At 65.6% G+C, this 23,840-nt stretch carries 23 protein-coding genes and 1 tRNA gene; 10 read left to right on the top strand and 14 right to left on the bottom strand.

Features of this window, described 5'->3' with window-relative positions; genetic code table 11:
- Positions 1-47: 47 nt before the first annotated feature.
- Positions 48-725: a hypothetical protein gene (locus DL891_RS05400; protein WP_111719414.1), complete on the bottom strand. Its 678-nt coding sequence runs from the start codon at positions 723-725 to the stop codon at positions 48-50.
- Positions 726-897: 172 nt separating this feature from the next.
- Here DL891_RS05400 and DL891_RS05395 point away from each other — a divergent pair, with 172 nt between their 5' ends.
- The 8 genes from DL891_RS05395 (at position 898) to DL891_RS05360 (ending at position 9,468) form a co-directional block, all read left to right on the top strand.
- Complete coding sequence (locus DL891_RS05395; protein WP_111719413.1) at positions 898-1,758, top strand: metal ABC transporter permease; 861 nt, start codon at positions 898-900, stop codon at positions 1,756-1,758.
- Positions 1,759-1,803: 45 nt separating this feature from the next.
- Positions 1,804-2,754, top strand: coding sequence for a metal ABC transporter solute-binding protein, Zn/Mn family (locus DL891_RS05390; RefSeq protein ID WP_157962397.1), 951 nt, complete (start codon positions 1,804-1,806; stop codon positions 2,752-2,754).
- Complete coding sequence (locus tag DL891_RS05385) at positions 2,751-3,479, top strand: metal ABC transporter ATP-binding protein (protein ID WP_111719411.1); 729 nt, start codon at positions 2,751-2,753, stop codon at positions 3,477-3,479. Before DL891_RS05390 ends, DL891_RS05385 begins: the two co-directional genes overlap by 4 nt.
- A gap of 9 nt (positions 3,480-3,488) precedes the next feature.
- Complete coding sequence (locus tag DL891_RS05380) at positions 3,489-4,259, top strand: metal-dependent transcriptional regulator (protein ID WP_232819022.1); 771 nt, start codon at positions 3,489-3,491, stop codon at positions 4,257-4,259.
- Between the two features lie 11 nt (positions 4,260-4,270).
- Positions 4,271-5,839, top strand: a complete 1,569-nt coding sequence (locus DL891_RS05375; protein WP_157962396.1) for a bifunctional diguanylate cyclase/phosphodiesterase — start codon at positions 4,271-4,273, stop codon at positions 5,837-5,839.
- 21 nt (positions 5,840-5,860) lie between these two features.
- The gene (locus tag DL891_RS05370) at positions 5,861-7,339 is read left to right on the top strand and encodes a malate:quinone oxidoreductase (RefSeq protein ID WP_255563076.1); all 1,479 of its coding nucleotides are present in this window, start codon (positions 5,861-5,863) and stop codon (positions 7,337-7,339) included.
- Positions 7,340-7,541: 202 nt separating this feature from the next.
- The gene (locus DL891_RS05365; protein WP_111719409.1) at positions 7,542-8,528 is read left to right on the top strand and encodes an LCP family protein; all 987 of its coding nucleotides are present in this window, start codon (positions 7,542-7,544) and stop codon (positions 8,526-8,528) included.
- A gap of 235 nt (positions 8,529-8,763) precedes the next feature.
- On the top strand, positions 8,764-9,468 hold the full coding sequence (locus tag DL891_RS05360; RefSeq protein ID WP_111719408.1) for a thymidine kinase: 705 nt from the start codon (positions 8,764-8,766) through the stop codon (positions 9,466-9,468).
- On the opposite strand, the gene DL891_RS05355 is transcribed toward DL891_RS05360, so the two are convergent.
- From DL891_RS05355 to DL891_RS05315, 9 genes are all read right to left on the bottom strand, one after another.
- Positions 9,461-10,525, bottom strand: a complete 1,065-nt coding sequence (locus DL891_RS05355; protein WP_111719407.1) for a DMT family transporter — start codon at positions 10,523-10,525, stop codon at positions 9,461-9,463. The two genes, DL891_RS05360 and DL891_RS05355, sit on opposite strands and share 8 nt — an antisense overlap.
- A 136-nt stretch (positions 10,526-10,661) precedes the next feature.
- Positions 10,662-11,387 carry an alpha/beta fold hydrolase gene (locus DL891_RS05350; RefSeq protein WP_232819021.1) on the bottom strand — a complete coding sequence of 242 codons (726 nt, stop codon included), beginning with the start codon at positions 11,385-11,387 and terminating at the stop codon, positions 10,662-10,664.
- A gap of 26 nt (positions 11,388-11,413) precedes the next feature.
- Positions 11,414-11,737, bottom strand: a complete 324-nt coding sequence (locus DL891_RS05345; RefSeq protein WP_111719405.1) for a biotin/lipoyl-containing protein — start codon at positions 11,735-11,737, stop codon at positions 11,414-11,416.
- Positions 11,730-12,800: an alpha-ketoacid dehydrogenase subunit beta gene (locus DL891_RS05340; protein WP_111719404.1), complete on the bottom strand. Its 1,071-nt coding sequence runs from the start codon at positions 12,798-12,800 to the stop codon at positions 11,730-11,732. Before DL891_RS05340 ends, DL891_RS05345 begins: the two co-directional genes overlap by 8 nt.
- Complete coding sequence (locus tag DL891_RS05335) at positions 12,797-13,852, bottom strand: thiamine pyrophosphate-dependent enzyme (RefSeq protein WP_111719636.1); 1,056 nt, start codon at positions 13,850-13,852, stop codon at positions 12,797-12,799. The genes DL891_RS05340 and DL891_RS05335 overlap by 4 nt, the downstream gene beginning before the upstream one ends.
- A 404-nt stretch (positions 13,853-14,256) precedes the next feature.
- The gene (locus DL891_RS05330) at positions 14,257-16,677 is read right to left on the bottom strand and encodes an MMPL family transporter (protein ID WP_111719403.1); all 2,421 of its coding nucleotides are present in this window, start codon (positions 16,675-16,677) and stop codon (positions 14,257-14,259) included.
- On the bottom strand, positions 16,670-17,278 hold the full coding sequence (locus DL891_RS05325; RefSeq protein ID WP_111719402.1) for an isochorismatase family protein: 609 nt from the start codon (positions 17,276-17,278) through the stop codon (positions 16,670-16,672). Before DL891_RS05325 ends, DL891_RS05330 begins: the two co-directional genes overlap by 8 nt.
- Positions 17,279-17,614: 336 nt before the next feature.
- Positions 17,615-19,195 carry a D-alanyl-D-alanine carboxypeptidase/D-alanyl-D-alanine-endopeptidase gene (locus DL891_RS05320; protein WP_232819020.1) on the bottom strand — a complete coding sequence of 527 codons (1,581 nt, stop codon included), beginning with the start codon at positions 19,193-19,195 and terminating at the stop codon, positions 17,615-17,617.
- A 67-nt stretch (positions 19,196-19,262) separates the two neighbouring features.
- A complete protein-coding gene (locus DL891_RS05315) occupies positions 19,263-20,249 on the bottom strand; it encodes a Gfo/Idh/MocA family protein (protein ID WP_111719634.1) in 987 nt (328 codons plus the stop codon).
- Between the two features lie 403 nt (positions 20,250-20,652).
- On the opposite strand from DL891_RS05315, the gene DL891_RS05310 reads away from it, so the two are divergent.
- Positions 20,653-21,075, top strand: coding sequence for a VOC family protein (locus DL891_RS05310; protein WP_111719401.1), 423 nt, complete (start codon positions 20,653-20,655; stop codon positions 21,073-21,075).
- A gap of 54 nt (positions 21,076-21,129) precedes the next feature.
- Here DL891_RS05310 and DL891_RS05305 read toward each other — a convergent pair whose 3' ends face one another.
- Both DL891_RS05305 and DL891_RS05300 read right to left on the bottom strand, forming a co-directional pair.
- Entirely contained in the window at positions 21,130-21,417 is a 288-nt protein-coding gene (locus tag DL891_RS05305; RefSeq protein WP_111719400.1) for a metal-sensitive transcriptional regulator, read from the bottom strand.
- A 59-nt stretch (positions 21,418-21,476) separates the two neighbouring features.
- On the bottom strand, positions 21,477-21,794 hold the full coding sequence (locus tag DL891_RS05300) for a rhodanese-like domain-containing protein (RefSeq protein WP_111719399.1): 318 nt from the start codon (positions 21,792-21,794) through the stop codon (positions 21,477-21,479).
- A gap of 76 nt (positions 21,795-21,870) precedes the next feature.
- Between DL891_RS05300 and DL891_RS05295 the strand changes: the two genes are divergently transcribed.
- Positions 21,871-22,266, top strand: coding sequence for a co-chaperone YbbN (locus DL891_RS05295; protein ID WP_111719398.1), 396 nt, complete (start codon positions 21,871-21,873; stop codon positions 22,264-22,266).
- A 115-nt stretch (positions 22,267-22,381) separates the two neighbouring features.
- Here the strand turns inward: DL891_RS05295 and DL891_RS05290 are convergent, their stop codons facing one another.
- Both DL891_RS05290 and DL891_RS05285 read right to left on the bottom strand, forming a co-directional pair.
- A complete protein-coding gene (locus tag DL891_RS05290) occupies positions 22,382-23,362 on the bottom strand; it encodes a squalene cyclase (RefSeq protein ID WP_111719397.1) in 981 nt (326 codons plus the stop codon).
- 206 nt (positions 23,363-23,568) lie between these two features.
- Positions 23,569-23,644, bottom strand: a tRNA-Thr gene (locus DL891_RS05285).
- Positions 23,645-23,840 lie beyond the last annotated feature (196 nt).

The raw sequence follows: 23,840 nt of genomic DNA, 5'->3' as shown, positions 1-23,840 counted from the left end.
GAGAAATCTCTCGAATCCGGGCGGCGTGCTGGTGCTACCGGCGGCGACTACCCCACGCGGGTCAGCTGCACCGGAGTGCGCGGATTTTTATCGCCGGTGGCAAACATGATCGTCGCAGTGTCGCCACTGCACTCGTAGGGGGCGTCATTGATCGGCGAGATCGCCATCATCTGCTCGAACTGCTCGGTGCCATCCATCGGCTGCCCGTCAATCAACAGTTTCAGCTCGACGTCGTTGGCGTTGTTGCTGGTGATGATGATGCCATCGTCAGAGGCGTACTCGCCGCGGATGCTCCCGGTCAGGTTTCCGACTGCCTCCACCGACATGATCTCCAGAAGCAGTGTGAAGTCGGGGGTGTATTCATAGGTGCCCTCGCCGGTGAAGTCGACGAGCACCTGTCCGGAGACGGTCAGGTCGGCGGGGCTGTCGCCGATGGCTTGGTTATAGAACGACTGCATCTGGTCGCCGGGCATCACCCACGAGCCGACCAGGCAGGTGCCCGCTGGAACGTCTGCGGCGGGCTCCTCCGCAGACGGCTGCTCCTCGGTGGGCGCTTCGCCCGGGGCCGGAGTCTCCGGCTCGGTCGTCATCGGGCTTGCCGACACGGGGCCGCCCGGGGTGATAGGCCCGGGGGAGCAGCCCGCGAGCGCGAAGATCAGTATCGACGAGGCGACTGCGGCGACGGATGCGCGCACGACGGTGTGCGTGGAACGAGGAGTCAGCATGAGCTCAAGCGTAGAAGTTCCGCTCACTTTTAGCGAGTCGTCCGGGGGAACCACCGGTCGGGACTGGCCAACGTGTTGCCCGCCCCTCTACTATTATTTAGGTGCGACTAACTTTTGAGTTATGCACTCTTAAAACAGCAACGATCCATGACCGCGCCGGGAAAGGGGCCAAATGGAATTCCTTGAAGCACTGGTCGAGTACGACTACCTGAAGAAGGCGCTGGTCACAGCCGTCGTCGTCGGGATCCTCTGCGGGGTGATCGGCTCGTTCACCATCCTGCGCGGCCTCGCGCTGATGGGCGACGCGATCTCGCACGCCGTACTCCCCGGAATCGCCGCGTCCTTTCTGCTCGGCATCAGCTTCTTTCCCGGAGCCCTCGTCGCCGGCCTCCTGACCGCCCTGGGGATCGGGTACGTGAACCAGAACAGTCGGCTGAAGAACGACGCCGTCATCGGCATCGTCTTCACCGCCATGTTCGCGCTCGGAGTGGTGATGGTCTCGCTGTCGCCGACCAGCACCGACCTGACCAAGATCCTGTTCGGAAATGTGCTTGCGGTGCGCACCTCCGACATGTGGATCACCGTGATCGTCGGCGCGCTCGTGCTCCTGGTCGCCGCCGCCCTGTACAAGGAGTTGCAGGTCTCATCGTTCGACCCCACCATGGCGGCCGCCTACGGCCTCTCCACCAAGGGCCTGCACTACCTGCTCATGACCATGCTGACCCTGGTCACCGTGGCGTCCCTTCAGACCGTCGGCATCATCCTGGTGGTGGCGATGCTGATCGTTCCGGCCTCGACCGCCTACCTGCTCACGGATAGCCTGCCGCGGATGATTCTGCTCGCCGCTGCACTCGGCGTGCTCTCGTCGGCCGGCGGGCTCTACTTCAGCTTCAGCTACAACCTGCCGTCGGGCGCGGCGATCGTGCTGGTCGGCGCCGCCGGGTTCCTCGTCGCGTTCCTGTTCGCACCCACGCACGGCGTGATCCGGCGCCAATTGTCCGCGCGGCGCGCCCGCGTGCTGGCCATGGGCTGAGACCGCCCCACCATCGCTGCACCCACGACTGATTTGGAGAAGTTCTTGTTCCGTAAGATTTCCGCAGCCTCCGCGGCTGTGCTCCTGGCGCTTTCGCTCGCCTCCTGCAGTGCAACGGCGGGAGACGAACGGGCCAAAACGGCGCCGGACAGCAACAAACTCCAGGTGGTGACCACCTTCTCGATCCTCGGCGACATGGTGCAGGCGATCGGCGGCGACCTGGTCGAGATTCACAGCATTGTTCCGCTCGGCGTCGACCCGCACGAGTACACGCCGCTGCCCCTCGACGTCAGGAAGGCGACAGATGCCGACATGGTGGTCTGGAACGGACTGAACATGGAGTTCGGCGGCGGCTGGTTTCCGGCCCTCCTCGAATCGGTGGGCAAAGATATCGACTCGACCCAGGTCGTGGAATCCAGCGCCGGGGTCGAGCCGCGTTACCTGGCCTCCGAAGACGGTGCCGCCGAGGAGATGAACCCGCACGCCTTCCTCGACCCCACCGTCGGGCTCATCTACGCCTCGAACATCCGTGACGCTCTGATGGCCAACGACCCCGAGAACGCGGCCGTGTATGAGGCGAACGGTGCCGCCTACCTCGAAAAGATCGAGGCGATCGACCAGCTCTACCACGACAAGATCGCCGAGATTCCCGCTGAGCACCGGGTGCTGGTCACCAGCGAACACGCCTACCAGTACATGACCGAGACGTACGGGTTGACCCCCGGCTACATCTGGGAGATCGACACCGACGAGCAGGGCACGCCGGCGCAGATCAACGCCCTGGTCGCCCTGGTGCGCTCGACCGGCGTGCCGGTGCTGTTCCTCGAATCCAACGTCGACCCCCGGCCGATGGAGACGATATCGGCCGAGACCGGAACCCCCATTCACGGAAAGATCTTCTCCGACGAACTGGGTACTCCCGGCGGCGACGGCGAGAGCTACCTGAAGATGCTCACCTTCAACATCACCCAGATCCACGCCGGGCTGACGCAATGAGGCAGCCGGCCATCGAGGTTCGAAATCTCTCGATCTCCTACTTCGGCACGAGCGCCGTCACCGACGTGAGCTTCCGGGCTGCCCCAGGCACCATGACCGCCATCGTCGGCCCGAACGGTGCGGGAAAGTCCACACTGCTGAAGGGGATACTGAAACTGATCGAGCCGGATGCCGGAGAGGTCACCATCTTCGGCCGGCCCGTCGGCGCCGTGCGCAAACAGATCGCCTACGTTCCGCAGCGCGGCGACGTCGACTGGAATTTTCCCATCAACGCCCTCGATACGGCACTTCTCGGAACCTACCCCCGGCTCGGAGTGTTCCGCCGCCCGGGTAAGCACGAGAGGGCGATCGCCCGGGACTGCCTGAACAAGGTCGGCATGTCCGATCATGCGCTCCAGCAGATCGGTACGCTCTCCGGTGGCCAGCAGCAACGGGTCTTCCTGGCCAGAGCGCTGGCGCAGCAGGCCGACATCATCCTTCTCGACGAACCGTTCGTCGGTGTGGATGCCACCAGCGAACGGCTGATCGTTCAAATTCTGCACGAGCTGCGCGACGCCGGGGCGACGATCTTGGTCGTGCATCATGATCTCGTCACAGCTACCGATTACTATGACCACGCGCTGCTGCTCAACCGGCGACTGCTGGCCCACGGCCCGGTCGGTGAGGTGCTCACCCCGGACAGGCTTGCCGAGGCCTACCAGTCCATCACGGCGCACGCGCTTTAGGATTGTGCCGTGGCTGTTGATGCGATCGGGACGGAGGGGGCCGGCGAGAGCGCGCTCAGCCCGGTCATGCAGGACTACCTGAAGGTCATCTACGCCGCCAACGAGTGGTCCGACGCCCCAGTCACCACATCGTGGCTGGCCCGCAGGCTGGGCGTCGCGCCGTCATCGGTCTCGAACATGATCGGCCGGCTGACCAGTCTCGAGCTGGTGCACCACCGCCCGTATGCGTCCATCGAGTTGACCGGTGAGGGCCAGCAGATGGGCAAGGCGATGGTCAGGCGGCATCGCCTGATCGAGACCTACCTGGTCGCCGAGCTCGGCTACCGCTGGGATCAGGTGCACGCCGAGGCCGAGGTGCTGGAACACGCGATCTCCGACCTCATGCTCAACCGCATCGACGCCAAGCTGGGCCAGCCGACCCGCGATCCGCACGGTGATCCGATCCCCGGGCCCGACGGCACGGTCATCATGCCGGATGCGGTGCCGCTGACCGAGCTGCAGGCCGGTGACAGCGGAGTGGTGGCACGAATCTGCGACGACGACCCGGTGCTGCTGCGCTATCTGGAAGACCTCGATGTGCACCTGGACTGCCTGATCCGGGTGATCGAACAACGCCCCTTCGGCTCGGGCACCCAGGTGGAGATCGTCCCGGCAGACGACTCCACCACCGGCAGCGCGAGAGCCGCCGCCCCGTCGATCGTTCTCGGGAACGAGGCCTTGACGTCGATCTGGGTGGTTCGTGACCCGCAACAGGCGGCCACCCGGGGTGCCGACGGCTAGTCTTGGGTTTCATGACGGCCACCATCTCGAAGACGAGAGCTCGAACGGAGCACCCGGGCAGACCCCGCAGGATGCTCCTGGCGTTGCCGATCGTGCTGGTCGCCATCGTGCTGGTCGCCCTGGTGCTGGTGATCGTTTCCGGCGGCCCGCCCGGGTGGCAGGTCTACGCGCTGGGCGGCGTTGCCGTCGTCGCGACCGGGCTCGGCGGTGTGCTGCTGGTCAAACTGCTGTGGATGCACAGTCAGTTGGGTCGCAGCGTTGACAGTCTCACCCTGGAGGCGAACACCGACCACCTCACGGACCTGCCGAACTACCGTGCCTTTCAACAGAGCCTCGAACGCATCAACGACAACCGCGCCTACTCCGAGGCCATTGCGGTGTTGTTCATCGACATCGACCAGTTCAAGGGTTACAACGACCAGTACGGCCACCACGCCGGCGACCTGATGCTTCGCACGCTGGCCGAACGGTTACAGGCAGCTGTGCGCCCGGGAGACCTGGTGTTTCGGGTCGGCGGCGACGAGTTCGTCGTCATCCTCACCGAATTGGGGTCGCTGACGGAGGCGCGTCAGGTCGCCGAGCGCATCATCATCGAGGCCGGGGTCTCGGTGCGACTGGTTGACAAACAGAAGGAGGTCTCGGTGTCGGTCAGTGTTGGCCTGGCCTACTCCGCACACCGTGAGACCGATCTTGCCGCACTGGTGATCGATGCCGACCGCAGCATGCTCGACATGAAGAAATTGGGGCGGCGTGGCGGCGGTTCTGTGAGCATTTCGCCACACCGCTCCTCGCGCATCAACGACGTGGTGGCCCGGGCGATCGACGAGCAGCTGCTGACCGTGGTCTACCAGCCGATCGTCAATATCCTTGAAGATCGCATCTGGGGCTTCGAGGCGCTGGTGCGATACACCGACCCCGATGTTGGCCCGGTCTCGCCATCGTCACTGGTCGACAAGGCGAAACGGCTGGGGCGCATGGACGCCCTCACCCGCCAGGTCATCGAACAGGCGATGGATGCCGCTGTACAGTTCCGCCAGGTGGCCCCGACGGTCACCATGATGGCGGTCAACCTCGAAGCCAAGCAAATACTGCCGACCAACCTCGGCGACTTCCTGCAAGGCGTGCCGAAGCGATTTCCTGGCGTCGACCTGTGCCTGGAGTTGAATGAACGGTCGTTGCGCGTGGTCTCCGAGGAGTTGCGCCTGCAGGCGGTCAACCTCCGCGGGCGCGGCCTGATGATTGCGCTCGACGACTACGGCGCCGAGCAGTCGTCGGTGGGGGCGCTGGTGCGGCTGCCGATGGACGTCCTGAAACTCGACCGCACCCTCGTTCCCGACCTCGATGACGTGCGCCAGCGCGAAATGGTGAAGGCGCTGCGCGGCTACATGGACACGCTCGGGCACGCCATGGTCGTGGAGGGCGTCGAGAACGAATCGGCTGCTGGCCGCTTGCGCGCGTTGGGTGTGACCAATGCGCAGGGCTTCTACTTCGGCAGGCCCGCCCCCCGGGCAGCTGTCATCGAGCGCCTCGAGCGCGGACTCGCAGCGGTGGAGACGCCCGCGGAATATGCCGAACGCTGACTGCCTCAGTAAACTCGAAGAGTGACCCCTCCCAAACCTGTTGACGTAGTGCTCATCGGCGGCGGCATCATGAGTGCCACGCTGGGCGTGATGTTGAAAAAACTCCAGCCCGATTGGTCGATCGTTGTTCTGGAGCGACTGTCCGATGTCGCCCTCGAGTCGAGCAACCCCTGGAACAACGCCGGCACAGGACACGCCGCTCTCTGTGAGCTCAACTACATGCCCGAGGCGGCCGACGGTTCCGTCGACACAGCCAAGGCGGTGGCGATCAACGAGCAGTTCCAGATCAGCCGCCAGTTCTGGGCCGGAATGGTCGCGGCCGGTGAGCTCGACGCCCCCGAGACGTTCCTGAACGCCACCCCGCACATGACATTCGTGCAGGGCGAGGCCAACGTCGAATACCTGCGCAAGCGGTATGAGGCGTTGAAGGAGGAGCCGCTCTTCGCCGGCATCGAGTTCTCTGACGACCCCGTGCAGATCGCCGCCTGGACACCGCTGTTGGTGGACGGGCGAGAGGTGGGGGAGAAGTTCGCCGCGACCCGGGTGGTTTCGGGCACCGACGTCGACTTCGGGGCGCTCACTCACCAGCTTTTTCGCTACCTCGTCGAGCGCGACGTTGATCTCTGGCGCGAGACCGATGTGAAGAACCTCACACGCATGAAGGATGGCACCTGGAAGGTCGGGTACCGTCACGCGGTGGGAAACACGCGCGGGTCATTGCGTGCCCGGTTCGTCTTCGTCGGCGCCGGCGGGGGCGCCCTGAACCTGCTGCAGAAGTCGGGCATCCCGGAGATCGACGGTTTCGGCGGCTTTCCGATCAGCGGCGAGTTTCTGCGCACCGACAATCCGGAGATCGTCGCCATGCACCACGCCAAGGTGTACGGCAAGGCTGCAGTGGGTGCCCCTCCGATGTCGGTGCCGCACCTCGACACCCGCGTGGTCGACGGCAAGGCGTCGCTCCTGTTCGGCCCGTATGCCGGGTTCAGCCCCAAGTTCTTGAAGACGGGCTCGATCCTGGATCTGCCGCTGTCGATCAGGCCGGGAAATCTCATCCCCATGCTGGCGGTGGCCAAAGACAACTTCGACCTCATGAAGTATCTGATCGGTGAGGTGTTGGCGCCGAAGGAGAAACAGTTCAAGGCCTTGCAGGAGTTCATGCCCACCGCCGATCCCGAGGACTGGCACCTGATCACGGCAGGCCAGCGGGTGCAGGTGATGAAGAAAGACGCGGAGAAGGGCGGAGTGCTGCAGTTCGGCACCGAGGTCGTCTCCTCGGCCGACGGAACGATCGCCGGGCTGCTCGGAGCGTCTCCGGGCGCCTCCACGGCGGTACCGATCATGCTCGGGCTGCTGCGCAGCTCGTTCCCCGACCAGATCAAGGCGTGGGAGCCGCACCTCAAGGAGCTCATCCCCAGTTACGGCACCCGGCTGACCGACACTCCCGAACGAGCCATCGAGGTCATGGAACACACGGCACAAGCGCTCGCCATTCCCGCCTGAGCCAGCCGACTGCGACCACGCCGCACAGCGAGATGACGCGACCCGGCCGCGCGCGCGGGTGACGAGACCGCAGATGTGGGCCGGATGTCGGCTGCGAACGACTCAGCCATCCGGCCGATCCGCTGGATCCCGCGGAACTGGGCAGGCTGTTACACAGGCCGCACCCATCTACTTATCAGCGAGCGTGTCATAGGGTATCCCAATGACTATGTCCCACCCAACGGCCCGCAAGAGACGCAATCCGGCCAAGATCGCCTTCATTGTGGTAGCCGGTGTGCTCGTTCTCGCGCTGATCGGCGTCGGTGGGTACATGTGGATGCTGGCACAGAATTTTGACTCCAACACCCAGAAGCTTTCGTCGGCGTTTCCGGATGACGCGAACCGGCCAGCGGCGTCCACGACGGGGGCCCAGAACATCCTCCTGCTCGGCTCCGACACCCGCGGTGAGAACGATGGCAGCCTCGATGACCTCACCGGCCAGCGCTCCGACACGATCATGGTCGCTCACATCCCGGCAGACAAGCAGCACATCTACGTGATGAGCATTCTGCGTGACAGCTGGTTGGAGATTCCCGGCCAGGGCTCGGCGAAGATCAATGCCGCGCTCTCGTATGGCGGCGTTCCGCTGGCCGTGGAGACGATCGAGCAGCTGATCGGAACCCGCATCGACCACGTGGCCGTCGTCGACTTCGAGGGGTTCAAAGGCGTGACCGACGCGCTCGGCGGAGTCGACGTGGAGAGCACCACCAGTTTCAGCGCGGGCGGCTACCAGTTCTTCGAGGGCGCCCAGCAGTTGAACGGCGACCAGGCGCTCGCCTTCGTGCGGGAGCGTTACTCGTTCTCCGACGGCGACTACCAGCGAGCGCGCAACCAGCAGGCCTACCTGAAGGCAGTGATGGGCAAGACGCTGAGCGCGCAGACCCTCACCGACCCCGCCAGGCTCAGCGAACTCGTCGGTTCAATCGCCCCCTACCTCGCGGTGGATGAGGGCTTGAACTCTGCCTACCTGGGTGGGTTGGCGCTCGGGATGACCAACCTGCGCTCCAGTGACGTGTCGTTCTTCACCGCACCCACCCTCGGCACCGGCACCTCCGATGACGGCCAGTCGATCGTTCTCATCGACTGGGACAAAATGGCCGAGGTCAAGAAGGCATTCGAGACCGACACCGTGGCCAGCTACACCCCGTAGCCCCGTAGCCCCGTAGCCCCCGGAGCCCCGGAGACGCGCCCACTGGTTGCAGCAGGGCTGGGTTCCCAGGCCGCAGACGCACCCGGCCAGGGCCAAAATGTGCGACGACCCTTTGGCGCCCGGGGTGGCGGAGAAATGCCCGGTGGCTACTCCAGTACAGTGGAAATCGTTGTCGTTCGGCGACGAGAAGACCACTGGATTGCGGCGCAGGCCGAGGAACGGAACGACGAGGGCGATGGCGAAACTCTATTTCCGTTTCGGTGCGATGAACAGCGGCAAGAGCACGGCGATGCTGCAGGCGGCGTACAACTACGAAGAGCGTGGGCACGCGGTGTTGCTCACCAAGCCGGCCGTCGATACCAAGGCCGACCTCGGCATCCTGTCGCGGTTGGGTGTACGGCGCGAGGTCGATTTTCTGCTCGCTCCCGAGTCAGATGCCTACATGGAGTTCCAGCGTCACCGGGGGCGCACCGCTAAGCGGATGGGGCGCGACGTGAGCGCCCTCCTGGTTGACGAGGCGCAGTTTCTCACCGAGGCCCAGGTCGACGACCTGCTGCGCATCGCGGTGCTCGAGAACATTCCTGTTCTGGCATACGGCATCCGCACCGACTTCCAGACCGTGGCGTTCCCCGGCAGCCGGCGGTTGCTGGAGATCTCGCACAGTCTGGAAGAGCTGAAGACGATCTGCCGATGCGGGCGCAAAGCGGTCTTCAACGCCCGTAAGGTCGGTGACGTGTTCACGTTCGCAGGCGAACAGGTCGCCATCGACACCTCCGATGTGGGTGCGGTCGAGGATCAGCCGGTCGTCAGCTACGAGGCCCTCTGTGGCACGTGCTACCTGGAGGAGAGCCACGGGGTGCTCAACGCGGGTCGCCGGCGCTGGCCGCTCGAGGAGCAGAGCCCGGTCTACCAGGGCGGCCCCGACCCCGACTTCAGCTGAGGCCGGCGTCTTCGGCGCGAATCTCTCCGACCCGAACCGCGCAAGGTCCTGCGCCAGACTCGGCGGCGGCCTCAGTGGGCTCAGCGTGATCAGCGTGATCAGCGGGCTCAGTGGGCTCAGTGTGATCAGCGGGATCTTGGGCGACCGGGGTGCCGGGCACCGCTGAGACGGTCATCGCGGCAGATGCGGCCGATGCCACCGATGTTGCAGAAGCGGCGGGCGTTGCAGTGGCGACCGCGACCGCGGTCGCCACTGCAACGGCCACAATGCCCAACTGCTGAACCCCGGTGTAGGTCTCGCCCAGAATCAGGGCACCGAAACCGGCTGCGATCACCGGCGACGTGCTGGTGATGACCGCATAGAGCCTGGGCGTGATCCGCCGCAGGATGAAGGTATCGAGGCTGTACGGAATAGCGCTGGCCAGGAGGCCGGCGGCGACGAGAATCCCCAGCACGGGCCAACTCAACGCGCTCCACTGCACCACCATCAGCGCGACCGGCAGCAGGATGATCGTCGAGACGATGCTGGCGACCGTCAGCCCGCAGAGCCCGCGCAACCGGGTCGCAACGGTGCGGGTCAACAGGATGTACCCCGCCCAGGCCGCTGCCGCGATCAGGGCGAACACGATGCCGATCGGGTCGACGGTGCCGCCGCTGAAGGTCAGCATCATCACACCAGCCGCCGCGAGTGCCGCGCAGCCCGCATCGAGCAGGCGGCGGGAGGCGAGCAGGGCAACGGCCAGCGGCCCGAGGAATTCCAGGGTGGCGGCTGTGCCGAGGCCGAGCCGTGCGATCGCCCCATAGAAGGTGAGGTTCATGACGGCCAGGATCACTCCGAGGGCAATCGCGGGCCAGAGGTTCCGCCACGCGAAATCAGCGCGCCGGGGCCGGTAGAACGGAAGCAGCACGACCGCGGTGACGACCTGCCGGGCGGCGACGACGACGGGTACACCGACCACCGGCAGCACTGTGGCCGCCAGTGAGGCGCCGAAGTTGATGCTCACCTGCGTCGCCACCTGGGTGCTCGCCCCGGTGAAACGGTCGCGTGCGGAGATCATCTTCCGAGACTATCCAACGATCATCCCCTCATCCGCGTGGCGGCGCCCGCCGAAGTGAGAGGCCACGATCGGCATCTGGCGCACCCGGTGAGGCGCTGGGAGGCGACGATCGTGACCCCTCAGCGGGCCTGCCTGCTCAGGAGAGGAAATCTAGGGCGGCCTGCTTGAACACTCGGGACGACACCGCGGTGAAGTGGTGCCTCTTCGGGATGCTCACGAACTCCGCACCCAACTGAGCGGCCAACTCCTCGGCGTCGGAGGCCACCTCGTCGCGTTCACCGGCAGCGACCAGAGTGGGCACGTCGGGGGCCCTGGTGACGGGCCCGCCGGCCATGCCCCGAATGCAGGCCAGGAGCGCCAACGGGTCATTCCCCGGCACCGACATGGCGATCGTCAAGGTCTGTTGCATGAGCTTGTCGTCGGCAGTCGTGCCTTCTGTCAGAAACGCCTCGGCGGCATCCGGATCCCACTCGGCGAACAATTCCCGGGTGCCCACGCCGCCGAGCACGAGACGCCGCACGCGTTTTGGGGCGACCTCGGCGAGCGCGAGCGCGACGCGGCAGCCCATGGAGTACGCGATCACGTCGACGGGGCTGTCTGCGGGCACGCCGGCGGCGTCGAGGGCGACCACGAGGTCACCGGCCATCAGCTGGGGTGAGTAGCGTTCGGCATCATGCAGGTGGGTGCTCTGGCCGTGGCCGCGCAGGTCAACCGTGATCGCTCCGCGTCCGGCCTCTTCGACAGCGGTCAGCCAGCCGGTGTTCACCCAGCTCAAGGTTGAGTTGGAGGCGAACCCGTGAACCAGAAGAATGGGGCGATCGCCGGGGGTCACCTCATAGTGGATCTCTAGCGAGCCTCTCACCTCCTGTGTGGTTGCGGTCGGTGTCATCAGTCGTCGGGCAGCTGCAGGCGCACGCGCCGCTCGGGTGCCTCGGCCTTGGGGACCGTTCCCACGATACCCGCCTGCTCGTCATCCACCTCGAAGGTGACCAAGGTGTCTCCGACGTGCAGAAGGTCGTCTTCCTCGGCGTGGAAGGTGACGACAACGCCGGTCTGCGGCGACGGCAACTCGACCGCTGACTTCGTGGTCTCCACCTCGACCAGCGGTTCCCCGCGGGTGACCATGTCGCCGATCGACACCAGCCACTCGAGCACCCTGGCCTCGACCAGGCCCTCGCCGAGATCGGGAAGTTCGAATGAGATCTCAGCCACGGCGATACTCCAATGTTTTCTGGACCGCGTTCAGGATGCGGTCTGCGTTCGGCAGGTACGCGTCTTCCAGCGCACCACTGGGGTACGGCACATCAAAGCCGGTCACCCGCTCCACCGGGGCCCGAAGTGCGTCAAAGCACCGTTCCATGATGATAGCGCTCACCTCGCCGCCGAGCCCCGCGGTCAGCGGCGCTTCGTGCACGACGATCGCGCGCCGGGTCTTCGAGACCGAGGCCTGAATGCCGGCCGCATCGATCGGTTTCAGCCAGCGCAGGTCGAGCACCTCCAACTCGACTCCGTCTTCGGCCGCGTACTCGGCCACCTGCAGGCAGGTGGACACCATGGCGCCCCACGAGATCAGGGTGGCGTGCTTGCCCTCTCGCACAACGTTGGAAGTGCCGACCGGTGTCGTGGTCTCGTGCTCAGCGGTTGCGGCATCCGACTCGGTGTCGCTCGGTGCCGGCAACAGCACGTCGCCGCGCTGCCAGTAACGGGATTTCGGCTCCATGAACACCACAGGGTCGGGGTCGGCGATCGCCTGGCGCAGCAGGTGGTAGGCCTCGTTCGGTGTGGACGGCGAGACGACCTTGAGCCCGGGCACGTGGGCGAAGAGCGACTCGAGTGACTCGCCGTGCAATTCGGGAGCACGGATGCCGCCAAAGCTCGGCAGCCGGAGGGTGATCGGCATGGGCATTGTGCCGCGCGAGCGGTTGTTCATGCGGGCCATCTGACTGATCACCTGGTTCATCGCCGGGTAGGAGAAGCCGTCGAACTGCAGTTCGGGTACGGGGCGCCAGCCGGCCATCGCCAGCCCGACCGCCATGCCCATGATCCCGGATTCCGCCAACGGGGTGTCGAACACCCGGGCGGCGCCGAACTTCTGCTGCAACCCGTCTGTCACGCGAAAGACGCCGCCGACCCGGCCGACGTCTTCGCCGAAGATCAGCGTGCGGTCATCGGCTGCGAGGCTGTGCTCGAGGGCGAGGTTGAGCGCCTGCTGCATCGAGAGATGCCGCGTCTCGGTGTGTGGGGTGCGGGGGCGGGTGTCTGCTGTCATTGTCATGAGATCTCCTCCAGTGCGCGGTCGCGTTGTGCCAGCAGGGCGGCCGGCGGCTCGGCGTAGACGAAGTCGAAGAGTTCGTGCATCGGCCGGTCGACCTGGCTGAGGATGCCCGCGCGCACCTGTTCGCTCACCTCGAGCGCGTGTGCGGCTGCCTCCGTGAAGAACTCGTCGCCGGCCAGGCCCTCGTCGCGCAGGCGCTTCTCGCAGAGTTTGAGGGGGTCGCGCGCTCGCCAGGACTGTTCCTCGTCGAGTGACCGGTACCGGCCGGGATCATCCGATGTGGAGTGGGGGCCCACCCGGTAGGTCATCGCCTCGATCACGGTCGCTCCGCCGCCGGAGTGCGCCCGGTTCAGCGCCCGGGCGGTGGCCTCGTACACGGCAGCGACATCGTTGCCGTCGATCTTCTCGGAGGGCAGCCCATAACCGGCGGCGCGAGCAGACACCGAGCCGCCCGCAACCTGGTTCTCGGTGGGAACCGAGATCGCCCAGCCGTTGTTCTGGCAGAAGAAAACCACGGGCAGGGTGTAGACGCCCGCGAAGTTCATCGCCTCGTGCACATCGCCCTGCGAACTGGCGCCGTCACCGAAGTATGCGATGGCGGCACCGATGGGGGCGGATGAGGTGTCTGGTTCGGTTGCGGCTGGTTCGTTCGCGTCTGGGTTGGATGAGTCGTGTGCGGATGCTTCGTTCGGTGCGCGCCCGACGGGGGCGAGGCCGGCATCCAGTTTCTGGCCCAGCGCCCAGCCCATCGCGTGCAGCACCGAACCGGCCACCACTGCCTGGATCGGGGCGAAGCGGGAGGCAACCGGGTCGTAGAGCCCGCCGTGCCAGCTGGCCAGGTGGGTGGCCATGTAGCCGGTGAGATCAACGCCCATCGCGACCGCGACTCCCAACTCGCGGTAGGTGGGAAAGGCGAAGTCGTAGCGTTTGTCGATCGCGGCTCCGCTGCCGACCTGCGCTGCCTCCTGGCCGATCAGCGGGGCGTATGCGGGCAGCGCTCCGGTGCGCTGCAGGTTGACGGCCTCGCGGTCGATGGCGCGCGCGATGCTCATCTGTCGGTACAGCTCGGGCAGGATCTCGGCCGCGCTCGGCGCGGAGGTGCCCGCGGCGGCGGAGGCGGCGCTGGTGTCAGCTGCGGTGTTGCGTGTGACGTTCGTCTCGATGAACGAGCGGTGAGCGACTGGCGGGTTGGAATCTCTTGACGTGCTGTTTTCTGTGGACTTCATGGTGCGGAGTGCCCTTCTGGCGGGCCAACGGCTCAAGCCCACCACCTGCCACGGTGCCACGGATAACCGCCTTGTGCAATAAGCAGAATTTCGGCCATTCACTCTGCACAGATCGCCACCTGATGGCTGGCAAACGCTAGACAACTTGTTCATCTATCCGACTGAGCTCTGCAGCCGTGCTCAGCCGCTTTTCCTCGGGCGCAATATCGTCGAGAGGTGAATAGTTGAGGTTATCCGGCGCGGATAGCCTCATCGTCTGCACTCTCGCGGGCGTCGCGAGCGTCGCGAGCGAGGGCCGACGGCCACCAGATGGCCCGGCCGATGTCATACGAGAGGGCGGGCACCAACAGGGAGCGCACGATGACGGTGTCGAGCAGCACCCCGAACGCCACAATGAACGCAATCTGCACGAGAAACAGGATGGGGATGACGCTGAGCGCCGCGAAGGTGGCGGCCAGCACCACCCCGGCCGAGGTGATCACGCTGCCGGTCTTGCCCAGTCCGCGCAGGATGCCCGGGCGGGTGCCCAGCAGGAGCGACTCCTCGCGCACGCGTGTCATCAGGAAGATGTTGTAGTCCACGCCGAGTGCGACTAGAAACACGAAGCCGAACAGGGGAACGGCGGCATCCGCGCCCGAAAACCCGAAGATGTGGTTGAAGACCACGGCAGACACCCCGAGGGCTGACGCATAGGAGACGACCACGCTCGAGATCAGCAGCACGGGCGCGAGGATCGAGCGCAGCAGCAGCATCAGGATGAGCAGAATGACCACCAGCACGATCGGGATGATCTTCATGAGGTCGGCCTGGGCGGTGGTGTTCGTGTCGAGGGCGATCGCGGTCACTCCGCCGACCAGCACCTGGGGGTCGACCGCCGGCAGCGTTTCGCGCAGCTCCCGCACGACCTGCTCGGCGGCATCGGAGTCGGCCTCGTACTCGAGGGTGGCGTTGACCAGCACGCGGCCGTCGCGCACCAATGGTTCTGGCAGGGGAATCGGCGTGCCCGTGGACGGAGGAACCGCAGGCTGAGCACTGGGTGGCTGAGTACTGGGTGGCTGCGTGGTCGGTGGCTGTGCGCTGGGGGCCTGCGCGCTCGGGGAGGACGGCTCGGAGGATGTGGGTGGCCCGGGCGGCGGTGCCAGCGGCGGGCCGGTGGGAGGTTTCACCGGGCCGGTGTAGACGGTGGCCTCGTTGATGCCCTTCGCCTTCACTGCGGCATCCGCGATCGCTTCAGCGTGAGCCTCGGTGGTGACGATCACGACCGGGGTTCCCGAGCCCGCATTAAAGTGCGTACCGAGTACGGCCTGGCCGTCGACCGCATCGGACTGGCTGAGGATGAAATCTGATTGCGGCACCCCGCTCGCTTTCAGTTGCGGCAGGCCGAGAACGCAGACCACCAGCACCAGTAGTGCGGCCAGCCAGGTCGCACGCGGGTGGGAGGCAACGAGAGTGCCCACCCGCCGCCAGAGTCCGCTGATGCCCTCGAGCCCCGGCGCATGCGCCCCGGGGACGTGCGCCGGTTCCGCGTGCTCTCGCACCAGCGGGCGGAACGGCCAGAACGCGACCCGGCCGAAGATCACCAACAGCACCGGCAGCAGGGTGAGCGCCGACAGCAGGGCGAAGGCGATGCCCACCGCGGCGATCGGGCCGAGACTGCGGTTCGAGTTGAGGTCGGAGAACAGCAGGCAGAGCAGCGCGATGATCACCGTGCTCCCCGAGGCGATGATGGGTGCGAACGCTCCGCGCAGCGCCCGCCCAATGGCCGCCCACCGCGAATCGACCTGCTCGAGCGCCTCCCGGTAGCGCGCGACGAGCAGAAGTGCATAGTCGGTGGCGGCGCCGATGACGAGAATCGACAGGATGCCCTGACTCTGGCCGCTCAGCTTGATCCAGTCCCAACTGGCCAGGGCGTAGATCACGAGGATCGCCGCGCTGAGCGCGAAGATCGAGGTGAACAGCACCAGGAACGGCAGAATCGGGGAACGGTAGACCAGCAGCAGGATGAGGAACACCGCGCTGACCGCGACCACCAGCAGAATGCCGTCAATCCCGCCGAACGCGGAGACCAGGTCGGCGGTGAGCCCGGCCGGTCCCGTGACGTAGGCGGTCACTCCGGCCGGGGTGTTCTCGTCGACGACGTGGCGCAGGTCGGCGATCACAGCGGTCAGGCCGTTGCCCTGGTCGATCGGCACGATGAACTGCACCGCCCGCATGTCTTTCGATGGGATCGGGCCGACGACCTGGCCGGTGGTGGCGTCTGGGTTGTGGTGCACGCCGTCGACAGCGGCCAGCTTCGTGCCGAGCTGCGCATAGTGGGCCAGTTCGGACTGGGGGATCGGCGCATCCGCCACCAGCAGCACGATTGCGGGAATCGCCTCGGAGTCGGTGAACTTCTGCTGCCACGCCTGCACCTCGGTACTCTCTGCGCTCGCCGGCAGGAACGACGCCTGGTCGTTCGTGGAGACGCTCGAGATCTTGCCAAATGTTGGACCGCCGATCCCGGCGAGGGCCAACCAGATCAGCAGCAGAACCGTTGGCAGGGCGATGCGCAGCCAGCGAGGCGGTGCCCAGTCGCGTGGGTCGGTCGCGCGCGTGTATTTGGGGGCGCCCTTTCGGGTGCCTTCGTGTCTGTGGCCCGCAGGCTCAGGCATCAGCTTCGGTTTGGGGCAGGGACACGGATTCCTGCACGTCGACGCCGGCCTCGGCCAGTTCGGCAACAGCGGCCACCCGAGAGGCCTCGGCCACGGCCGCGGTGAGGTCGGTCAGCACGCGAACCTGCCGCTGGTCGCTGACCGCGTCGAGGGCGGATGCCCGAACACAGTAATCGGTGGCGATGCCCACCACGTCGATATCGGTCACGTCCAAGCGGTCGAGAAGTTGCGGCACGGTCTCGCCGTCGTCGGTGGTTCCCTGGTAGATGGAGTAGGCGGGCTTGCCCTGGCCCTTCTTCACGTGCACGTCGATGCGGTTCGTGTCCAGTGCGGAATGGTATTCGGCGCCGGGGGTGCCTGCGACGCAGTGCACCGGCCAGGTGGTGGCGAAGTCGGGGGCTTCGTTGGTGGCGAAATGACCGCCATTGTCGTTGTCGGCGTCATGCCAGTCGCGGGAGGCGATCACCACGTCGTAGCCCTCGGGATTGCGTGCCAGGTACTGGCTGATCCCGAGTGCCACGGCCGCACCGCCGGCGACACCGAGCGCACCGCCCTCGGTGAAATCGTTCTGTACATCGATGATGAAAAGCGCCTTAGCCACGGATTCGACTGTCCCCTTGTGTCATTCGGATCCGGGATCGGCCACAGATCCGTTTTGTTCGACAGGCTACCACCGCGGCGCCGGATGCCGGTGGGTGCTGGGCTACGTGGTGACCGCACCGGGTATGGGTGCTCGGCCACGATGCGTGTCTGGGCCGCGGCGCATCCCCACCGTTGCGAAGAAAACGCCGAGAACCGGGCGATGAATGCGATGGGCAGGGAGCTCACGAACTCAGGATGAGAGGCACGCCGAGGTTCTCTGCGCGCCGGCGGTACTCGCATCCTGAAGTTTGACACGAAGTTCTCACCCCACCAGGACCACCAGGATCACCAGGCGTCAGTGGTTCGAGAGGTTGTCTCCGCAGCGGTAGAAGCCGGTGGTGATCGTGTCGATCGCCTGCTTGGCGCTCTCGCCCACATCGTCGAGCGCGTAGACGGCGAAGGTGAGGGTGGTTCCGTCGTCGGCGTGAATGATCCCAGCCAGCGTATAGCCGGTGTCGATCCAGCCGGTCTTCGCGAAGACACTGCCGCGTGCCACGGAGTTGTCGCCCGTGAATCGGTCGCCATAGCCGAGCGAACCGGTCTCGCCCGCGACGGGAAGCCCGTCGAACACGTAACCGAGGTTGCCGTCGCGGTCATTGACCTTGCGCAGCAGCTGCGTGATGTATGAGGGCGGCACGGCATTGTCGTCACTGAGGCCTGAGCCGTCGACGATGGTGAGTGCGCCGGTGTCGATGCCGTAGCTGTCCAGGGCGCCAGTGGTGCCGTCTTGCAGGGCACCGAAAGTGTTTCCAGCGCCAGCAGAGATCGCGGTCAGCCTGCCGAGCATCTCGGCCAGGGCGTTGTCGGACACGATCAATGACTGTTGCACGAGCGTGCCGACCGGCTGGGAGGAGACCTCGCCCAACGTTTCGGCGCCGGAGTCTGCGGTGCCTCGGCTGATCACCAGCCCGCCGAATAACTCGGAGAAGGCGGCGCCGGCCCGGCCGATCGGGTCTTCGCTGCGTGTCGATACGTTGTTGTACGGATTGTCCCGGTCTCCGTCGACCTGCAGGGCGGTGATCTCTGGGATGTAGCCGTCGTAGAGTTCTTCGCGCTCCCAACTGGGCTGCCATGCAGGGTCGCCGAAGCGGCCGGAATCGAGCACAAGCGACGTGATCGGGGTGCCCGCCGTTTCTGGATCGGCTTCCCACGCATCCTTCGTCTGGCGGGCGAGATCGTCGAGGTGCGGTGCGCCGTAGTAGGCGGGCTCGTCTCCGCTCGGGGTGCGGCTGAGGGTCAGGTCGCCGCCGCCGACCAACACGATGCTGCCGGGCTCGCTTCCACGCACCACGGTGGTCGTGGCACGGTAGTCGGGGCCGAGTTCGGCCAGTGCGGCCGCCGTCGTGAGCACTTTCAACACGCTTGCGGTGCGCGCCGGGGTGTCGCCACGCCGGTCGAAGAGCACGTCACCGGTCTCGGCGTTGCGCACGTGGGCGTAAAACGTGCCCAGGCGGTCGTCGGTGGCGAGGTCTGCGACCGAGCAGGTGCGCATCCGGGAGCTGGTGCGTTCGTCTGGGGCTGGCCGGGCCTCGCCCGGAGGAGGCGGAAAGCTGGGGGCGACACTTGGGCTGGCCGAGACGGGGGCGATCGGCTCGGCGGTTGCATCATTGGCTGTCACGGATTTTCCAGCGAACACAGCAGCGGTGCCCGCCAGAACCAGGGCGAGCACGATCGCGGTGGCGTGCGCGGCGATCGGATGCCGGTGCCGCCAGTTGGTGGGTCCGGCACTGTGCGCGGGCGGTGTGTCGGGCCCGCCGAGGCTGTCGTCAACGGCATCCGGGCCGGTTACAGACCCGGTGAACGGTCCGGTTGGAGGGCCCCCGTTGCCGGGCCTGCCGGTTTCTGCCCCCGAACCGGGAGTCTCGCTCGTATTCACCCGACCATGGTAACCGTCTGGCCCGAGTCGCGTATTCAGGCACCAAACGGGGTGCGTTGGGGCTCTGTCACTCCTGGGGGTAGCGAAGCCCGATCTGTCGTCGAATCTCGTCGAGGGTTTCCATCACTCTGACGGTCTCGTCGGGGGAGAGGATCTCGCTGGCGGTGCGCCCGGAGGTGACCAGACGCTCCACCTCGAGTGCCTGAAATTGCATCCCGCGCCCGGTCACGGTCGACTCGTACGTCTCCAACACCTCGCCGGCATCGTCGTATACCCGGAACGACGTGGGGGCGTACCAGACGCCGTCGATATCGATCCGACCGGCGCTGCCGAGAATCGTCGCCCGGTTGGGCCCAGTGGTGTTGCTCGCCGACAGGGTTGTGGCCAACTGGCTGTCGCCGTAGCGAAAGATGGTCGCGACCTGGGCGTCGGCGCCGGTCGGTTTGAAGGTGGCGGACGCGCTGATCTGCTGGGGGGTGCCGAACAGTTGCGAGGCGAATGAGATCGGGTACACGCCGAGGTCGAGCAGGGCGCCGCCGCCGAGCTCCAACGCATTCAGCCGGTGCGCGGGGTCATCGGGCAGATGTTGGGTGTGGTCGGCGATCAGGCCGCGCACCTCGCCGATCGTGTCGGTTTCGAGAATCTCGATGATGCGACGCATATGCGGCAGAAACCTCGTCCACATCGCTTCGAGCACCAGCAACCCGCGCTCGGCCGCGAGGTTCACCACCTGCCTGGCCTCGGTCGCGTTCAACGTGAACGGCTTTTCGACCAGAACGTGCTTGCCCGCGTTCAACGCGGCGATCGCGTTCTCGGCGTGGAACGGATGCGGCGTCGCGATGTAGATGACGTCGATCTCCGGGTCATCGACCAACTCGCGGTAGCTCGCGTGGGAGCGGGCGATCTCGAAGTCCATCGCGAACGCGTCTGCGGTCTGCTGGTGGCGCGAACCGACCGCGTCGAGCGCGAACCCGTGCAGCACCAGGTCGTTCGCGAAGAGTCGGGCGATTCCGCCGGTGCCCAGTATTCCCCAGCGAACCGTGTCGTGTGACATCAACTGCACCACCTCCAGTCGGTAGCGTACTCGTGCCGGGCGTGACGCGCGCCAGTGCGGCATGAACGGCCGCGCCATCCGGCTGGCGCGGGAGGATGATGGAGAAGGCACCAACACGGGGAGAAGGAGTGCATCAATCCCGTGGGCGAGAGCGCATCCTCGGCAAATCGCGAACCACAGGGTGATTTTGCTCTCGTCACGGGCGGGTCGGGCCACCAGCAGACCGCAGACGCGTTCGGGTGAGGACGCCCGGGTCGCCACCGCGGAGAGCCTGGTGCGACTGAACCTGCTTCAGTGGGTGAAAGCTCTTGTCATGCCGCCGCTCCGGGAAGATAATGAGTCGATTGATGACTGACGTCGACCGATGATGTGAGTCGATCACGAGCCGCAAAGGAGACCGGCCATGAGCACGATCCTCACCCCGTATCTGAGCTTTCGCGACAACACGCGTGAGGCGATGGAGTTCTACCGCACGGTGTTCGGCGGGGAACTCACGGTCAACACCTTCGCCGACTTCCATGCCAGTGACGAACCTGACGATCAGGACCTGGTGATGCACGCCCAGCTGAAGACTCCGGCCGGGCTCACCCTGATGGCATCCGACACACCGAAGAGGATGGGGTACACCCCAGGCAGCGCCATCTCTGTCTCGGTCAGCGGCCCGGCCGAGGACGATGCCGCCCTGCGCGGTTACTGGGAGCGCCTGTCGGAGGGCGCCCGCGTGGACATGCCGTTGGAGAAGGCCATGTGGGGTGATGAGTTCGGAATGCTCACCGACCGCTTCGGCGTGGCCTGGATGGTCAGTATCAGCGCGGCCGAGGGCTGAGCGGTCATGTTCTGAATCGCGTCGCCACGCTGCGGTGCGGCTGTCTCGGGGCTGTCACGCGAGGGTGAGGAACAGTTTCTCCAGCTCTTCGACGGTCACCGACTTGGTGTTGGAGTCGTCATCGGCTTCCGTGGTGAGGCAGTCCTTCATCGCCGACGAGATGATCAGGAATCCGGCGCGGTCGATCGCACTGGACACCGCGGCCAACTGCGTGACGACCGCTCGGCAGTCGTTGCCGTCTTCGACCGCGGCGATCACCGCGGCGAGTTGCCCCTGCGCCCGCTTCAACCGATTGACGATCTTGCGTTGCTCGGTGGAACTCGTAGTAGCACTTTCAATCATGATCTGACCCTATCTCTCTCGTTGGCGTGCCGATATGACGGCCGATGTGGCGACGAATGTCACGTCGTCGCCGGCTGGCCGGAGACCACCGGGCCCCCATAACCCGCCCATTCGATGATGCCGCCCTCGATGTTGGTGGCATCGAAGCCGCGGCCGGCGAGATACTCGGTGACCCTGCCGCTGCGGTTCCCAGAGGCGCAGATGATGTACACCGGGGTGTCTGTGGGCACCTGGTCGAACCGATCGACGAAGCAGCTCATCGGAATGCTCAGGGATCCGGCCACATGGGTGGTGGCATATTCGTCGTCTTCGCGCACGTCGATGATGGTGGCGGAGTCTTTGAGTTTGATCAGGTCGCGGGCGTTGATCCGTTGCATGGGTTGCCTTTCTCGTGAATGAGTCCTAGTGTAGCACTATACCCCTAGGGGTATAAGACGTGAAAGAGGAAAAGATATGACAACCAAGCAATCGACCACACACGACCTCACCGAGGCCTCGTTCGCCGACGCGATCACGCAGAACGATATCGTCTTCGTTGACTTCTGGGCCGCATGGTGCGGGCCGTGCCGTGCCTTCGCGCCAACCTACAGCAAGGCCGCCGCAAAACACCCGGACATCTTCTTCGGCAAGGTCGACACCGAGGCTGAGCAGAGCCTGTCCGCCGCAGCGGCGATCCAGTCGATCCCGACCCTGATGGCATTCCGCGAGAAGGTGCTCGTGTTCTCGCAGCCGGGTGCCCTGGGCCCGGCGGCGCTCGACGAGGTCATTGCTGCGGTGCGCGCCCTGGACATGGACGAGGTACACCGCACGGTCGCCGAGCAGCAGAAGGCTGAGGCCCCGGTCTCGTAGGGGCTTGTCACTGTCGTGCGCTCCGTCGAACCTCACACCCCACCTCCCGGCTGTATTGCGGTGAGATTGCCCGAGCGGCCCTTGCGAGGCGCGGCGAAGGGCCGCTGCTGACACCTCAGTGTTGCGCGGCCCCGTCCCACCAGGCGAGCACGCGGGTGGCGTGGAAGGTGAGCCATTTCGACGGTTCTCCGGGCGGCACATCCATCTCGAACCACACCCGCCCGGGATGCCGTCTCTCCTGCACCCAGGTGCCGTCGGACTGCCGGGCGTCACGAATCACGGCGATGGCGTCGGCCAGGCGCGGGTCTGGTGCGGTGCCATCGTGGACCGCTGCCGCCCGAAAATGGTCAGCGGCGTGCAGGGCGCTGTAGAGCCAGCGGAACGGGTACGCGAATCGGGGCGCCCACGACCCGACAAGCTCCCCTGAGCTGAGGCTGTACAGCAACCGGCGTACCAGCAGGTATTCCTCGGCAGTGTGCCTGGCCGCCCGCAATCGGTCGGAGCCGCCGGTGGCGATCTCGTGGTACAGCAGTCCCTTCAACACATTGAGCGTGGAATGAAACGACGATCGCGTGGAGCCTTCGACCCACTCGCAGTTCCATCCGCCGTCGGCCAGCTGGTGCTCGGGAAACCATCCGGCCAGCCGTTCCACATCCGCTCCCAGCCAGGTTCCGTTGGCCAGTGTGGAGGCGTTGATGCAGCAGTCGACCTCGCCGCCCCAGTAGGGCAGGTTCTCATATTCCCAGCGGCTGTTTCTATCGAGCAGTTCTGCAGTTCCGGCGAGCACCGAGGCGTCCAGGCCCCATTCGCGCAAAGTGTTCAGTGTCCACGTGGTCGCTGTCCACGGTTGGCCGGCACCCTCGGCCGCCTCGGGGCCGTGGAAATCGAAATCGGAGGGGAAGAAGGCGCCGCCCGCCCATTGGCCGTCGGGATCCTGGAGTGCCAGCAACCGCGCCCCAAAGCCCTCGGTGGCGATGCGGGCCCTCGTCGCCCCCCACACGTCGTGCGGTGCGCCAGCCAAGTCGCGTTCGACCTGCCATCGCAACGCGGGGTCAGAATCGAGTAACCACTCGAGCAACCCGGCGTCGGTGTTCATGCTGGGAAGATTACCACCGGGCGGTGGTGCAGGGGAACCGCGAGAACTCGGATGCACGTCCTCCGTCCACGCTCGGCGGTGAAGGGTGTAGAAACGCACTTCTTCGAGTCAGGACGAACCCGGATCGAGCACTCTGACGCCGCTCAGTCGAATGCGGGACGGGCATTCCCCGTCTCGGAAGGAAGACCTTTGGAGAGGACTGCCCGTGGAGCCGCCTATCAGAATCGAACTGATGACCTTCTCATTACGAGTGAGATGCTCTACCGACTGAGCTAAGGCGGCGTGGCCCCAGGGGAACCTGTGGACACAGGAATAAAGCTTAGCCTGTCGGCAGGTACTCGCCGCAACACTCGCGTTGACTCATAGAAAACCTCCGCGTAGCTATATACGTTGCCTCATTTGAAAACCTCCGCTTGGGCGTGGTTTCTCAGAACCGGCCGCGATATGGGATATGCCCGTTTCTATGGAGCTGACGATG

This window comes from Homoserinimonas sp. OAct 916, from assembly GCF_003260275.1.
In the GTDB taxonomy this organism is placed as follows: Bacteria; Actinomycetota; Actinomycetes; order Actinomycetales; family Microbacteriaceae; genus OACT-916.
Note: the sequence above shows the minus strand (reverse complement) of the source record. Positions and strands in the feature narration are given on the sequence as shown.